Source organism: Lonsdalea populi, from assembly GCF_015999465.1.
GTDB classification, from domain to species: domain Bacteria; phylum Pseudomonadota; class Gammaproteobacteria; order Enterobacterales; family Enterobacteriaceae; genus Lonsdalea; species Lonsdalea populi.
The window spans coordinates 3,527,940-3,541,509 of record NZ_CP065534.1; the positions used below are offsets into that span (position 1 = coordinate 3,527,940).

Annotated in this window: 17 protein-coding genes; all 17 read left to right on the forward strand. The window is 54.0% G+C overall.

What is annotated here, in order from left to right; genetic code table 11:
• Positions 1-31: 31 nt before the first annotated feature.
• The 17 genes from kdsC (at position 32) to phnK (ending at position 13,564) form a co-directional block, all read left to right on the forward strand.
• Entirely contained in the window at positions 32-598 is a 567-nt protein-coding gene (gene kdsC, locus I6N93_RS15605; RefSeq protein ID WP_085685820.1) for a 3-deoxy-manno-octulosonate-8-phosphatase KdsC, read from the forward strand.
• Positions 595-1,164 (forward strand): LPS export ABC transporter periplasmic protein LptC, encoded by a 570-nt coding sequence (gene lptC, locus I6N93_RS15610; RefSeq protein WP_085685822.1) that lies wholly within the window; start codon positions 595-597, stop codon positions 1,162-1,164. The genes kdsC and lptC overlap by 4 nt, the downstream gene beginning before the upstream one ends.
• Positions 1,142-1,720 carry a lipopolysaccharide ABC transporter substrate-binding protein LptA gene (lptA, locus tag I6N93_RS15615; RefSeq protein ID WP_085685824.1) on the forward strand — a complete coding sequence of 193 codons (579 nt, stop codon included), beginning with the start codon at positions 1,142-1,144 and terminating at the stop codon, positions 1,718-1,720. Before lptC ends, lptA begins: the two co-directional genes overlap by 23 nt.
• A gap of 3 nt (positions 1,721-1,723) precedes the next feature.
• Positions 1,724-2,449: an LPS export ABC transporter ATP-binding protein gene (gene lptB, locus I6N93_RS15620; RefSeq protein ID WP_085685826.1), complete on the forward strand. Its 726-nt coding sequence runs from the start codon at positions 1,724-1,726 to the stop codon at positions 2,447-2,449.
• Between the two features lie 45 nt (positions 2,450-2,494).
• Positions 2,495-3,928: an RNA polymerase factor sigma-54 gene (rpoN, locus tag I6N93_RS15625; RefSeq protein WP_085685828.1), complete on the forward strand. Its 1,434-nt coding sequence runs from the start codon at positions 2,495-2,497 to the stop codon at positions 3,926-3,928.
• Between the two features lie 23 nt (positions 3,929-3,951).
• Complete coding sequence (gene hpf / locus I6N93_RS15630; protein WP_085685830.1) at positions 3,952-4,239, forward strand: ribosome hibernation promoting factor; 288 nt, start codon at positions 3,952-3,954, stop codon at positions 4,237-4,239.
• A gap of 98 nt (positions 4,240-4,337) precedes the next feature.
• Positions 4,338-4,826 (forward strand): PTS IIA-like nitrogen regulatory protein PtsN, encoded by a 489-nt coding sequence (gene ptsN / locus I6N93_RS15635; RefSeq protein WP_085685832.1) that lies wholly within the window; start codon positions 4,338-4,340, stop codon positions 4,824-4,826.
• Between the two features lie 159 nt (positions 4,827-4,985).
• The gene (gene rapZ / locus I6N93_RS15640; RefSeq protein WP_085685834.1) at positions 4,986-5,840 is read left to right on the forward strand and encodes an RNase adapter RapZ; all 855 of its coding nucleotides are present in this window, start codon (positions 4,986-4,988) and stop codon (positions 5,838-5,840) included.
• Positions 5,837-6,109 carry a PTS phosphocarrier protein NPr gene (gene npr, locus I6N93_RS15645; protein ID WP_085685836.1) on the forward strand — a complete coding sequence of 91 codons (273 nt, stop codon included), beginning with the start codon at positions 5,837-5,839 and terminating at the stop codon, positions 6,107-6,109. The genes rapZ and npr overlap by 4 nt, the downstream gene beginning before the upstream one ends.
• A 567-nt stretch (positions 6,110-6,676) precedes the next feature.
• Entirely contained in the window at positions 6,677-7,594 is a 918-nt protein-coding gene (aepX, locus tag I6N93_RS15650; protein ID WP_176222520.1) for a phosphoenolpyruvate mutase, read from the forward strand.
• A 58-nt stretch (positions 7,595-7,652) separates the two neighbouring features.
• Positions 7,653-8,804 carry a phosphonopyruvate decarboxylase gene (aepY, locus tag I6N93_RS15655; protein WP_085685838.1) on the forward strand — a complete coding sequence of 384 codons (1,152 nt, stop codon included), beginning with the start codon at positions 7,653-7,655 and terminating at the stop codon, positions 8,802-8,804.
• A gap of 54 nt (positions 8,805-8,858) precedes the next feature.
• Positions 8,859-9,758 (forward strand): NAD(P)-dependent oxidoreductase, encoded by a 900-nt coding sequence (locus I6N93_RS15660; protein ID WP_085685926.1) that lies wholly within the window; start codon positions 8,859-8,861, stop codon positions 9,756-9,758.
• On the forward strand, positions 9,759-10,205 hold the full coding sequence (phnG, locus tag I6N93_RS15665; RefSeq protein WP_085685840.1) for a phosphonate C-P lyase system protein PhnG: 447 nt from the start codon (positions 9,759-9,761) through the stop codon (positions 10,203-10,205).
• Position 10,206: 1 nt separating this feature from the next.
• The gene (gene phnH / locus I6N93_RS15670; RefSeq protein WP_085685842.1) at positions 10,207-10,809 is read left to right on the forward strand and encodes a phosphonate C-P lyase system protein PhnH; all 603 of its coding nucleotides are present in this window, start codon (positions 10,207-10,209) and stop codon (positions 10,807-10,809) included.
• Positions 10,809-11,921 carry a carbon-phosphorus lyase complex subunit PhnI gene (locus I6N93_RS15675; protein WP_085685844.1) on the forward strand — a complete coding sequence of 371 codons (1,113 nt, stop codon included), beginning with the start codon at positions 10,809-10,811 and terminating at the stop codon, positions 11,919-11,921. Before phnH ends, I6N93_RS15675 begins: the two co-directional genes overlap by 1 nt.
• Complete coding sequence (locus I6N93_RS15680; protein WP_085685846.1) at positions 11,902-12,783, forward strand: alpha-D-ribose 1-methylphosphonate 5-phosphate C-P-lyase PhnJ; 882 nt, start codon at positions 11,902-11,904, stop codon at positions 12,781-12,783. The genes I6N93_RS15675 and I6N93_RS15680 overlap by 20 nt, the downstream gene beginning before the upstream one ends.
• Positions 12,770-13,564: a phosphonate C-P lyase system protein PhnK gene (phnK, locus tag I6N93_RS15685; protein WP_085685848.1), complete on the forward strand. Its 795-nt coding sequence runs from the start codon at positions 12,770-12,772 to the stop codon at positions 13,562-13,564. The genes I6N93_RS15680 and phnK overlap by 14 nt, the downstream gene beginning before the upstream one ends.
• Positions 13,565-13,570 lie beyond the last annotated feature (6 nt).

Sequence of the window (13,570 nt, forward strand, 5' to 3'; positions counted from 1 at the left end):
AACCCGGCTGCAAACTAAGGACAAGCGCGACATGAGGAAAACCCCGCCGAACACCGAGACCTGCTACGGCCCCGTCGCCGACGCGGTGATGAGCAAGGCCCGAAATATCCGTCTGCTCATCTGCGATGTGGACGGCGTGCTGTCCGACGGTCTGATCTACATGGGCAATCAGGGCGAAGAGCTGAAGACGTTCAACGTCCGTGACGGCTACGGTATCCGCTGCCTGCTGACATCCGACATCGATGTCGCCATTATTACCGGCCGTTCAGCCAAGCTTCTGGAAGACCGCTGCAGGACCCTGGGGATTTCTCACCTTTATCAGGGACAGTCTGATAAGCTTTTGGCCTTCCGCGAACTGTTGGATAAACTGGCGCTTGAGGCCCATCAGGTCGCCTATATCGGCGACGATTTGATTGACTGGCCGGTCATGGCGGAAGTGGGACTGAGCGTCGCCGTGGCGGATGCCCATCCGCTGCTGTTGCCCCGCTCGGATTATGTGACGCTCACCGCTGGCGGGCGCGGCGCAGTACGCGAGATTTGCGACCTGATTTTGCAGGCGCAGGACAAGCTGGAGTTCGCTAAAGGGTTGTCGATATGAATAAAACAAAGCGCTGGCTGACCGCCCTGCTGGTACTGATCGCGCTGGTGCTGCTCGGCTTGAATCTGACCGCGACCAACGATGACGCGACGCCCGCGATGTCGGAAAGCAATGCGCCGACCTATACCACTCAGCAAAACCTCACCGTAGTGTATGACCCAACGGGAAAGCTGACCTACAAGCTGGTGACTGAAAAAGCCGAATATTACGAAAATGACCAATTGACCTGGTTCACTCAGCCGGTAGCTACCATGTACAACGAATTAGGCGTCGCCACCTGGTCAGTCCGCTCGGATCGGGCCAAACTGACTAAGGATCGCATGCTGTATCTGTACGGCCATGTCGAGATGAACAGCCTGACGACAGATTCCCAGTTGGAGCGGGTCAAAACAGATAATGCTCAGGTGAACCTGATCACCCAGGATGTCTCATCCGATGATGAAGTCACGCTTTACGGTGCCAGCTTTACTTCCAATGGTTTGAAAATGCGTGGAAATCTGCGCAACAAGACAGCAGAGTTGATCGAAAAGGTAAAAACCTACTATGAAATTCCAAAAAATCAATAAAGCACTGCGCCACGCGCTGATCGCCAGCTCGCTGTTTTCCGCCAGCATGCCGGCATTGGCGCTGACCGGCGATACCGATCAGCCGATTCACATCGACTCCGACCAGCAGTCTTTGGATATGCAGGGCAACATCGTCACGTTTACCGGCAATGTCATCGTCACGCAGGGATCGATCAAGGTTCAGGCGGACAAAGTCGTCGTCACCCGTCCGCAGGGCCAGCAAGGTCGCGAAGTGATCGAAGGCTTCGGGAATCCGGCGACGTTCTACCAAATGCAGGACAACGGAAAGCCCGTCAAAGGCCACTCGCAGAAAATGCGCTACGAGCTGGATAAGGACAACGTGATTCTGACGGGCAACGCCTATCTGGAACAGCTGGACAGCAACGTCAAAGGAGATCGCATCACCTATCTGGTCAAACAGCAGCAGATGCAAGCATTCAGCGATAAAGGCAAGCGTGTGACAACGGTTCTGGTTCCGTCCCAGTTGCAGGATAAGAACGGCCAAAGCACGGCACCGGCCAAGTCCCCCAAACCGCAACAGCGAGCGACGCAATAACTCATGGCTACATTAATCGCAGAAAATCTGGCTAAGGCATACAAAGGCCGCAAGGTCGTGGAAAACGTCAGCCTGAAGGTCAACTCCGGAGAAATCGTCGGCCTGCTGGGTCCGAACGGCGCAGGCAAGACCACGACGTTCTACATGGTCGTCGGCATCGTCCAGCGCGATGAAGGCCGTATCATTATCGACGGCGACGATATCAGTCTGCTGCCGCTGCATGACCGCGCGCGCCGCGGCATCGGCTACCTTCCTCAGGAAGCCTCGATTTTCCGGCGGTTGAGCGTCTACGATAACCTGATGGCCGTGCTGCAAATCCGTAAGGATCTGACGCAGGAACAGCAGGCGGACCGCGCCAATGAGCTGATGGAAGAGTTTCATATTGCTCATTTACGCGATAGTCTGGGACAATCCCTCTCCGGTGGGGAGCGTCGTCGGGTTGAAATCGCCCGAGCGCTAGCAGCCAATCCCAAGTTCATTCTTCTGGATGAACCTTTCGCCGGGGTGGACCCAATTTCGGTGATAGATATCAAGAAAATTATTGAACACCTTCGCGACAGCGGTCTGGGTGTCCTCATCACCGACCATAACGTCCGCGAAACGCTGGACGTCTGTGAACGTGCCTATATCGTCAGCCAGGGCCATCTTATCGCTCACGGTTCACCGGCGGACATATTGGCCGACGAACAGGTCAAACGCGTCTATCTGGGCGAAGGCTTCCGACTCTGACGTCATACTTTTATTCGTATTATCCACGGGAAGTTAGCGCTATTTATGAAGCAAGGTTTGCAACTCAGGCTTAGCCAGCAACTGGCAATGACGCCACAGCTACAGCAGGCAATCCGTCTGTTACAGCTGTCCACGCTTGAACTCCAGCAAGAAATTCAACAGGCGCTGGAAAGCAACCCCTTGCTGGAACAAACCGACCCCCACGAGGAGGTCGAGACGCAAGAAAGCAGCAGCAGTGAAGCGCTGGATACCCGGGAAGCACTGGAGCAGAAAGAGATGCCCGATGAGCTGCCGCTGGACGCCGCCTGGGATGAAATCTACACGGCGGGCACGCCCTCCGGCACCAGTACCGACTACCGCGATGATGAGCTGCCGGTCTATCAGGGCGAAACCACTCAGACGCTGCAAGATTATCTGATGTGGCAGGTTGAGCTGACGCCGTTCTCCGACACCGATGCCGCCATCGCGACCTCCATCGTCGACGCCGTCGATCCCACCGGTTACCTCACCGTCTCTCTAGAAGAAATCCGCGACGGCGTCGGTAACGAAGAGCTGACGATGGAAGAAGTGGAAGCGGTCCTGAAACGGGTCCAACGCTTCGATCCCGTGGGCGTCGCTTCGCGCGATCTGCGCGAGTGTCTGCTGGTTCAGCTGTCGCAGTTCGACAATAAAACGCCGCGCTGGGAAGAAGCCAAGCTGATCGTCAGCGACTATCTGGACCTGCTGGCGAACCACGACTTCCGCACGCTCATTCGCGCCAGCCGTCTGAAAGAAGACGTGCTGAAAGAAGCTCTGGCGCTGATTCAGTCCCTCGACCCGCGTCCGGGACAGTCCATCAACACCGGCGAGTCGGAATACGTGATTCCCGACGTCCTGGTGCGTAAAGTTCAGGATCGCTGGTCCGTCGAACTCAATACCGACAGCGTACCGCGGCTGCAAATCAACCAGCAGTATGCCGCGCTGGGCAACAGCACGCGCAGCGACAGCGACGGTCAGTTCATCCGCAGCCACCTGCAGGAAGCCCGCTGGCTCATCAAAAGTCTGGAGAGCCGCAACGACACGCTGCTGAAGGTGACACGCTGCATCGTTGAACAGCAGCAGGCCTTCTTCGACCACGGCGAAGAATACATGAAGCCCATGGTGCTGGCGGATATCGCCCAGGCGGTGGAAATGCACGAATCCACCATTTCCCGCGTCACGACGCAGAAGTTCCTGCACAGCCCGCGCGGCATCTTCGAACTGAAATATTTTTTCTCCAGCCACGTCAATACCGACAGCGGCGGAGAGGCGTCGTCCACCGCCATCCGGGCATTAGTCAAAAAATTAATCGCTGCGGAAAATCCCGCCAAACCGCTGAGCGACAGCAAGCTGACCACCCTGCTTTCCGATCAGGGAATCATCGTGGCCCGGCGCACCGTTGCCAAATATCGCGAGTCTTTATCCATCCCACCGTCCAACCAGCGTAAACAGCTGGTTTGACCTTAACTGAGAAGGAAGACGCCATGCAGCTCAACATTACCGGACACCATGTTGAAATTACCGATGCCCTGCGCGATTTTTTAACCACCAAATTCGCGAAGCTGGAGCAGTATTTCGATCGCATCAATCAGGTGTACGTGGTGCTGAAAGTGGAGAAGATCCAGCAAATCGCTGAAGCCACGATCCACGTCAACGGCGGTGAGCTGCATGCCACATCAGAAGCGGACGATATGTATGCCGCCATCGATCTTCTCATCGACAAACTGGCGCGACAGTTAAACAAACATAAGGATAAACTGAAGCAGCACTGATTTTTCCTCCGCCTCCGGCGCAAGGCCCGGAACGGCCCGCTCCGTAAGGACAGCCGTTTCGGCCGCTGGAGGCCCTTGTGTTGCCAGGTGAGTATAAAATGAGTAACGATTCCATTATGCAACTCAGCGCCGTACTTCGACAGGAGTGCACCCGCAATGCCGTGAGCTGCCAGAGTAAAAAACGCGCTCTGGAAATCATCAGTGAACTGGCTGCGGCGCAGCTCAATCTGCCCTCACAGATTGTCTTCGACGCCGTTCTAACGCGGGAACGTATGGGCAGCACCGGTATTGGCAACGGTATTGCCATTCCTCACGGCAAGCTCGAGAACGATGACTCGCTAAGCGCCGTGGGCGTCTTTATCCATCTGGATCAACCCGTCGCTTTTGACGCCATCGATAACCAGCCGGTGGACCTGCTGTTTGCCTTGCTGGTTCCCGCCGAACAATGTAAAACCCATTTGAATACGCTGGCGCTGGTCGCCAGACAGCTGTCGGATAAGGCGCTGTGCCGCCGTTTACGGAGTGCGCAGAGCGATGAAGAGCTGTATCAGATCATGACCGAATCGGACAGCGCCGAACAGCCCTGATATAAGGGGAAAGCGCATCCAGACAAAGATTATGACCGTACCGGACGCCGTGTGTTAACGCCTGCGTCCGGTAAACATTCCGGCGAAGGCCGGATGACTAACATAAGCTAACGGTGGCAGCGAGACCTTTATCCTTCCGCTGCCTGAGGGAGTCGTCAGATGGTGCTGATGATTGTCAGTGGTCGTTCAGGCTCGGGCAAATCCGTGGCCTTGCGCGCGCTGGAAGACATGGGTTTCTACTGCGTAGATAACCTGCCTGTAATTCTGCTGCCGGATCTGGCCAATGCCCTGGCGGCGCGGAATATCTCGGCGGCGGTCAGCATTGACGTGCGCAACATGCCGGAAACGCCGGAAGTGCTGGAACAAGCGCTGACCCGACTGCCGAGCAGTTTCTCGCCGCAGCTGCTGTTCCTGGACGCCGACCGCAATACGCTGATCCGCCGCTATAGCGACACCCGTCGCCTGCATCCGCTATCCAGCCGGAACCTGTCGCTGGAAAACGCCATCGACGAAGAGAACAATCTGCTGGAACCGCTGCGCTCCCGTGCCGATTTGATCATCGACACCTCCGAGATGTCGGTGCATGAACTGGCCGAGATGCTGCGCGCCCGCCTGTTGGGCAAGCGGGAACGCGAGCTGACGATGGTGTTCGAATCGTTCGGCTACAAGCACGGCATCCCTATCGACGCCGACTACGTGTTCGACGTCCGCTTTCTGCCAAACCCGCACTGGGATCCGAAACTACGCCCCATGACCGGGCTGGATAAACCCGTCGCGGCGTTTTTGGATCGCCACACCGAAGTGCACAACTTCATTTATCAAACGCGCAGCTACCTCGAACTGTGGTTGCCGATGTTGGAAACCAACAATCGCAGCTACCTGACCGTCGCCATTGGTTGCACCGGCGGCAAACACCGCTCGGTCTATGTCGCCGAGCAGTTGGCTGATTACTTCCGCTCCAGAGGCAAAAACGTGCAGCTGCGCCACCGGACGCTGGAAAAACGTAAATCATGACAGCAAGACATACCGTTGAAGTCAAAAACCGCCTGGGTATGCACGCCCGCCCGGCGATGAAGCTGTTCGAACTGGTTCAAAATTTCGATGCTGAAGTCATTCTGCGTAATGAAAGCGGCATTCAGGCCGAGGCCAGCAGCGTTATCGCCATGCTGATGTTGGATTCCGCCCAAGGCCGCCACATCGAAATTGAAGCGACCGGTCCGGATGAAAACGAAGCGCTTGCGGCGGTCGTTATGCTATTTGACGCCGGTTTTGACGAAGAATAACCGTTCCCATGCCCGCCTTTCTGCGCCATCGGCGCATGCCATCCCTCTTTCGTCTCCCTACTCTGCTGGCAAGTATCAACGCCGAATAGCCGAAGGCTATTCGGCTATTTAGGATGAAGAATAAATACCGCTTTATAAAATCATTGTTCAATTATATATTTCACTTTTTATTTTGAATAAAAAATAAAGGCAAATATAGTATTACCTGCAACCATTCATTTCATCGTTATCCAAGAATATTTCTCAGTTCCAAAAACTAATTTCTCCGCTAAACAATGAATTATTCTTTTTATTGTTTAGCTCTGGCAGGGATTTGTACTATTTAAATTTCAATACCAATGCCGTTTTCTTGTTTAAGTTCAGAAAGATATACAAAACCATGCAAAATATAAAACCTGAGAATAGGTTTTGTCATTAACGAGAGAATTAATAATAATGATCGCCGAGGTTTGAATTAACCCAAATAAAACCAGTGAGTTTATAAATTCCGTTTTCTAAGAGGCTTCCCGACTTTTTAACGCGGGGTAAAGCTGGCTAGAATAATAACATAATGAAGAGGATATTATTATGTCTGTAAGCAAACCAATGAATGCCAAAAGCAGCACGCCGGATATACGCCGTGGCGCACTGAGGCAATTACTGAATAAAAAGAAATCAATTCGTGTTATGGAGGCTCATAGCCCATTATCCGCGCTGCTTATCGAAGAAGCAGTACATAGGGAAGGTGAGGACGAAATTAAATTCGACGCATTTTGGTCCAGTTCACTAACTGATTCTACATTACGGGGTCAGCCGGATACTGAATTATTGGATTACCACCGCCGTTTTACTGCAATTTCAGATATCTTTCATGTGACCTCCAACCCTTTAATTTTCGACGGTGATACGGGAGGTCAGATAGAGCATTTATCCCACCATGTGCGTCAGGCTGAAAACCTGGGCGTTTCCGCCATCATCATCGAGGACAAAACCGGTCTGAAGAAGAACTCGTTATTCGGCAATGACGTTAAACAGACCCAGGCGAGCGTTGAAGATTTCTGTGCAAAGCTGACGTCTGCCAAGCGGGCTCAAGTGACGCCTGAATTCATGCTTATCGCCCGCATTGAAAGCCTGATTCTGGAGGCGGGAATGGAGGATGCAATCAACCGGGCCTTACGCTATGTAGAAGCCGGCGCCGACGGCATTATGATTCACAGCCGTTGCCAGACACCGGATGAGATTCTGGAATTCGCCAAAATATTCCGCAGCTATTATCCAGAAATACCCTTGGTTTGCGTCCCAACAAGTTATAACAAAATAACATTCCAGCAACTTACCGATTACGGTTTTAATATTATTATTTATGCTAATCACATGTTGCGGGCTTCTTATCCGGCGATGAAGAATATTCTTCCTGAAATTCTAAAACATGGGCGAACAAAAGAAATAGAAAGTCAATGCTTATCTATTAAGGAGATTCTGAATTTAATCCCCGGAACGAAATAATTATTCACCCACCAATATATTTTATTATTAACTACTTGGCCTTAAAAAGGAATTAATTATGATTAGTCCTGAGGTTTTTTTGAGCCTTTTACGGCAAATGGGTATTCGTTTTTTTAGCGGAGTTCCTGATTCTTTATTAAAAGAGTTATGTTTGGCCGTTAATGGAAATAAGGAATACATTCATCAATTGGCAAGTAATGAAGGAACAGCCGTAGGTATGGCTATTGGTTATCACCTTGCGACCAATTCGATACCTGCTGTTTATTTGCAGAACTCCGGTCTTGGAAATATCGTCAATCCGATCTGTTCTTTGGCATCGAAGGATGTTTTCGGGATTCCGTTACTGCTCATTATCGGCTGGCGCGGTGAAATTAAAGATGATGGAACGCAACTGCATGACGAGCCGCAGCACGTCATGCAGGGCCGGGTCACATTAGCGCAACTGGATGTTCTGGATATCCCATATCAAATATTGGAAGGCGATCAAAACGTCGATTTCCCTTCCATTATTCGACTTCTGGAACTGGCGCACCAGGAGAAGAGACCTGTTGCTCTCGTCGTGCGTAAGAATACCTTTTCCGCCTGCACGCTGCCAAAAGCACCGTTGGAGACAACGGCCACGCTACTGCGCGAAGAGGCCGTCGCACACTGCCTGTCGGTCTTGCCGGCCGAAGTGCCGATCGTCAGCACGACCGGCATGTTGTCCCGCGAACTTTACGAACTGCGGGAACAGAGAGGCGAAAGCCATGAACGTGATTTTCTGACCGTGGGCGGCATGGGCCTCGCCAGCCAGATAGCGCTGGGCATCAGCGAGGGCCAGCCGGGTAAGAAAGTGGTTTGTCTGGACGGCGACGGCGCCATGCTGATGCAGTTAGGCGGACTGACCAATAGCGCGCTGTCTGCCAATTTGATCCACATCGTCATCAACAACGGTGCCCATGATTCGGTCGGGGGCCAACCCACGGCGGCATCGCGACTCCCCCTCTCCCCCCTCGCCAGCGCCAGCGGATATAGCAGAGTCACGTCAGTCGATAGCCAGGATGCTCTGCAATCTGCTCTCCGTCGGGCGCTGTCTATGGAAGGGAGCCAATTTATTGAAGTCAGGTGTCGCGTGGGTCATCGGGACAACCTGGGACGGCCTGCGACGACGCCCTCCCAAAACCGCACCAGCTTCATGCGGTTTCTGTCGCAGCCGGCTCATTCGCACTGATAACCCCCCCCCTCACCTTTTTTATGAAGCGGTGACGGAGTAAGGATGCTCAATATGATCAAACACGTTTCCCTGGTCGGAATCGGCGTTCTCGGAAAGGCTATCGCACTCAGACTGCGCCAATGCCAATACGACATCAGCCTTTACAACCGAACGGCAAGCAAAGCCGAAGCGCTCGCCGGCGATGGCATCAATGCGGTGAGTTCCGTTAGCCAATTATTTACGCGTCAACACCCAATCATCCTGATTTGCCTGACCGACGCGCAGGCTATTCACGAGCTTTTCTGTACGACGGAAATTGAGCGGAAACTGCAGGACTATCAGCCCGTTATCGTCAACGTGAGTACGATAGGTCCCCAGGACAGTCGACAAGTGGGCGACTTCTTCCTGCAGCACGGCGCGCACTATCTGGAAGCGCCCGTCTCGGGCGGTCCAGAAGGCGCACGCACCGGCAAACTGGCCTGTTGGACCGGCCCGATCCCGGCGGCGTTCAGCGAAGCGCTCACCGGGTTGCTCTCCAGCCTTTGCGGCGACTACGCCGTTATGGAAAGCAACTGCGCCGCGCAAACCATGAAAGTCATCAATAACTACTGCGAAGCTGTTCATTTGCTGGTGGCGGCGGAGTCTCTCTTGCTGGCGGAGAAATCCGGCATCAGTCCAGAAGCGTTAGAGAAAGCGCTGCCTCTGGGCCGAGGCCGCTCCACCTACATGGGAGTCATGCTGAATCGTTATCTGCATCCCAGCGATAAAATTTCTGTTCCATTGGCCATCCGAATCAAAGATTTGGAACTCGCCAATACCCTGTTTCACCAGTGTGCAGTCCACAGCGCCTTTTTCGAACATGCTCAGCATATCTACCTGAATACGGCGGCAGAACTCTCGCCGCCGCAGGACCAGACCCGATGCTTTGATTACCTGTCAAAACAAACACCACAGACCAAGACGGAGATGTAAATGGAGTCAAGTAAAAAAAAGAGAGCTTATTGGATGTCTGTGCTTTCCCACAGTAATTCTGAAATGCTCGATTCGTTCTTACAACCGCTCGAAATCGCGCCGAATTATCAATTGCTGCGACCGACACAGATTGGGCTGATCCAATTGCAAGGACGCATGGAAACGACCGGACATCGTTTCATGGTGGGCGACATCACGGTAACTCGAGCAGCTTTGCAACTTGATGACGGGACCTGCGGCTATAGCTACGTCATTGGCAGGAACAAGCCCCATGCGGAGCGATGCGCCTTCGTCGATGCGTTATTACAAACGCAGGCAACCTTCAATCGAGTGTGGAAACACGTTATCACCCCCCTTGCCCAGCAACAGAAAGCTGAACAAGACCATCATCGGCAGGAGGTCGTTGCCAGTCGCGTCAACTTTTATACATTGGTCAGAGGAGAATAACATGAACGTTACTAAGGGATTCCCCAATCCGGCCTTTGGAACTCAGGCCTGCTTTAGGAAAATCGTCAAAGCGATGAGTGAGCCGGGCGTCACCGTCAACGTTCCCGGCGTGGAGGGGTTGGACAATATTTCGTCATCCACCATCGCGGTGTTATTGACGCTGACCAGTCATAAAACGCAGCTGTTCATCGATAACAACATTAGTAATCCCCTGCTGCTCAGAACGTTATGTTTGCACGCCCATGTTCCCATTACAGCCTCTGCTTCAGAAGCTCACTACGCTCTGTTGAATGGACAAATGCAGTACTTCGACAGGCATCCGAATAACTTCGACCTAATGACCTTTTCATGCGGAAATGAAATGACGCCGGAAAAATCCACCACCATCATTTTGGAAGTGGATGGCTTGAACAATGGCAGATGCCTAAAACTCAGCGGCCCAGGCGTGAATAACGTCAAAATCATTTCTCCGCACCTTCCCGCCCCTATACGGCGTTATCTCTGCGAGCGGCCCCACGCTTTTCCAATGGGTCTCGATTTTCTGTTTACCTCCGGGAAGAAGCTGCTCGCTATCCCCAGAACCACTCGAGTGGAGGAGTGCTGATGTATGTTGCAGTGAAAGGCGGCGAAAAAGCCATTGAAGCCGCGCACCAACTCCAGGCCTGTCGTCGCCGTGGTCAACCGCATATCAAGGAACTGAGCTGCGAGCAAATCGATCAGCAGCTCAGTCTCGCGGTCGACCGAGTGATGACCGAAGGAAACATTTACGATCGCCAACTGGCGGCGCTGGCAATCAAACAAGCCAGCGGCGATTTGATTGAAGCCATTTTCCTGTTGCGCGCATACCGCTCAACCTTACCCCGCTGGCGGGTCAGCAAACCGCTGGATACGTCGTCAATGCGTTTGGAAAGGCGAATATCGGCCATCTTCAAAGATTTGCCGGGGGGACAGCTGCTGGGACCGACATACGACTATACCCACCGTTTGTTGGATTTCAAACTGCTGGCCGAAAACCTTCCCCCGCAGCCTCCCGTCGCGCCGGAAACGGAGGAAGATCCGTCGACTAGCGAAATTGTGCAACACGCATTCGCTTTTCTGAAGCAGCAAGGACTCCTTCCGCCGGACGACGATATTGACGAGAAGCCCGACGATATCACCATGACGCCGCCGACCTACCCATGCTCGCGTTCGGCGCGCCTGCAACAGCTCGTCCGCGGCGATGAAGGATTTCTGCTGTCCCTGGGATACTCCACTCAGCGCGGCTATGGCCGCAACCACCCCTTCGTCGGCGAGATCCGCACCGGTTTCGTCAAGGTAGAAATGTACGCGGAGGAAATAAAGATGACGCTCGACATCGGCGAAATCTTGCTGACGGAGTGTGAAACCATCAACGGATTAATCAAACCCTCAGACAAAGCCCCTCACTTCACTCACGGTTATGGGCTGGCCTTCGGCCGAGCAGAACGTAAAGCGATCGCCGTAGCGCTGGCCGATCGCGCACTGCAGTCCGCTGAATACAAGGAAACAATACAGGGACCGGCCCAGGATGAAGAGTTTGTGCTGGCTCACGTCGACAACGTCGAAGCTTCAGGGTTTGTATCGCACCTGAAATTGCCCCATTACGTCGATTTTCAATCTGAACTGGAACTCCTCAAACAGCTGAGAGAAGAATATTCATCTAATCAGGAAAAAATTCATGACGACAAAAACTTCTGAAGATATAGAACACGATGCCTACAACTTCGCTTATCTGGACGAAAGCACCAAAAAGATGATCCGCCGCGCCATTCTGAAAGCCATCGCTATTCCCGGGCACCAGATTCCCTTTGGTAGCCGGGAGATGCCGATGCCCTATGGATGGGGAACCGGCGGCATTCAAATTACCGCCAGCATTATCGGGCCGGACGACGTACTGAAAGTCATCGACCAGGGGGACGACGACACCACCAACGCCATCTCTATCCGTAAGTTTTTCCGCACCGTGGCTAAGGTGAAAACGACGGACAAAACGGCCGATGCGACGATTATTCAGACTCGCCACAGAATCCCGGAGACGCCGCTAAAGGAAGATCAGATCATCGTCTACCAGGTCCCTATTCCGGAGCCGATGCGGTTTATCGAGCCGCGGGAAACGGAGACCCGCAAAATGCACGCGCTGGAAGAGTACGGCGTCATGCAGGTCAAGCTCTACGAGGACATCGCGCGCTACGGGCACATTGCCACCACTTACGCCTATCCGGTCAAAGTCAATCAGCGCTATGTGATGGACCCCTCGCCCATCCCCAAATACGACAATCCTAAAATGCACATGATGCCGGCGCTGCAGCTGTTCGGCGCAGGACGGGAAAAACGCATCTACGCGGTCCCCCCTTATACCCCGGTCGAAAGTCTGGATTTCGACGACCATCCGTTCGCCGTACAGCACTGGGACGAGCCATGCGCTATCTGCGGCTCACGCGACAGCTTCCTGGATGAAGTGGTAGTCGACGATGCGGGCCACCGCATGCTCGTCTGCTCGGATACGGACCACTGTCGGCAGCAATGGACAAATCAGGAGAAAGAAAATGAAGACAAATAATAACGACTACCTGGACGAAGGTCCGGTGCTGTCGGTCGATGCGCTCACCCATCTCTATGCGCCGGGAAAAGGGTTCGAGGACGTCTCGTTCCAACTGTGGCCGGGTGAAGTGCTGGGGATCGTCGGCGAGTCGGGATCGGGGAAAACCACGCTGCTGAACGCGATCTCCGCCCGGCTGGAGCCGCAAAGCGGCTCCGTCATCTACCGGGATAGCCAGGAGCAAGAGATGTCGATTTACGACATCAGCGAACGCGATCGCCGGGCGCTGATACGCACCGAATGGGGCATCGTCTGGCAGCACCCCATGCAGGGCCTTCGCCCGGAGGTGTCCGCGGGCGGCAACATCGGCGAGCGTCTGATGGCCATCGGCGACCGCCATTACGGCCACATCCGCGAGAAAGCGGCGCGTTGGATGAACAATGTTGAGCTACCGGCCGATCGCATGGACGATCTGCCGACCACGTTCTCCGGCGGCATGCAGCAGCGGCTGCAGATCGCACGCAATCTGGTGACCTCGCCGCGGTTGATCTTCATGGACGAGCCCACCGGGGGGCTGGATGTCTCAGTACAGGCCCGACTACTGGACCTGCTGCGCACGCTGGTGACGGACATGCGGCTGGCGGTCGTCATCGTCACTCATGACCTGGGCGTGGCGCGTCTACTGTCGCACCGGCTGCTGGTCATGAAGCAGGGGCGGGTCGTCGAACAGGGGTTAACAGACCGCGTGCTGGACGACCCGCATCATCCCTATACCCAACTACTGGTGTCATCCATCCTCTAGCAGGAC

Bases quoted from the DNA above. Each gene is read 5' to 3' on its own strand.
- rapZ (WP_085685834.1), top strand. From the start codon at position 4,986: ATGGTGCTGATGATTGTCAGTGGTCGTTCAGGCTCGGGCAAATCCGTG.
- phnG (WP_085685840.1), top strand. From the start codon at position 9,759: ATGGAGTCAAGTAAAAAAAAGAGAGCTTATTGGATGTCTGTGCTTTCC.
- hpf (WP_085685830.1), top strand. From the start codon at position 3,952: ATGCAGCTCAACATTACCGGACACCATGTTGAAATTACCGATGCCCTG.
- lptC (WP_085685822.1), top strand. From the start codon at position 595: ATGAATAAAACAAAGCGCTGGCTGACCGCCCTGCTGGTACTGATCGCG.
- aepY (WP_085685838.1), top strand. From the start codon at position 7,653: ATGATTAGTCCTGAGGTTTTTTTGAGCCTTTTACGGCAAATGGGTATT.
- ptsN (WP_085685832.1), top strand. From the start codon at position 4,338: ATGAGTAACGATTCCATTATGCAACTCAGCGCCGTACTTCGACAGGAG.
- npr (WP_085685836.1), top strand. From the start codon at position 5,837: ATGACAGCAAGACATACCGTTGAAGTCAAAAACCGCCTGGGTATGCAC.
- kdsC (WP_085685820.1), top strand. From the start codon at position 32: ATGAGGAAAACCCCGCCGAACACCGAGACCTGCTACGGCCCCGTCGCC.
- rpoN (WP_085685828.1), top strand. From the start codon at position 2,495: ATGAAGCAAGGTTTGCAACTCAGGCTTAGCCAGCAACTGGCAATGACG.
- lptB (WP_085685826.1), top strand. From the start codon at position 1,724: ATGGCTACATTAATCGCAGAAAATCTGGCTAAGGCATACAAAGGCCGC.
- lptA (WP_085685824.1), top strand. From the start codon at position 1,142: ATGAAATTCCAAAAAATCAATAAAGCACTGCGCCACGCGCTGATCGCC.
- phnK (WP_085685848.1), top strand. From the start codon at position 12,770: ATGAAGACAAATAATAACGACTACCTGGACGAAGGTCCGGTGCTGTCG.
- I6N93_RS15660 (WP_085685926.1), top strand. From the start codon at position 8,859: ATGATCAAACACGTTTCCCTGGTCGGAATCGGCGTTCTCGGAAAGGCT.
- phnH (WP_085685842.1), top strand. From the start codon at position 10,207: ATGAACGTTACTAAGGGATTCCCCAATCCGGCCTTTGGAACTCAGGCC.
- aepX (WP_176222520.1), top strand. From the start codon at position 6,677: ATGTCTGTAAGCAAACCAATGAATGCCAAAAGCAGCACGCCGGATATA.
- I6N93_RS15680 (WP_085685846.1), top strand. From the start codon at position 11,902: ATGACGACAAAAACTTCTGAAGATATAGAACACGATGCCTACAACTTC.
- I6N93_RS15675 (WP_085685844.1), top strand. From the start codon at position 10,809: ATGTATGTTGCAGTGAAAGGCGGCGAAAAAGCCATTGAAGCCGCGCAC.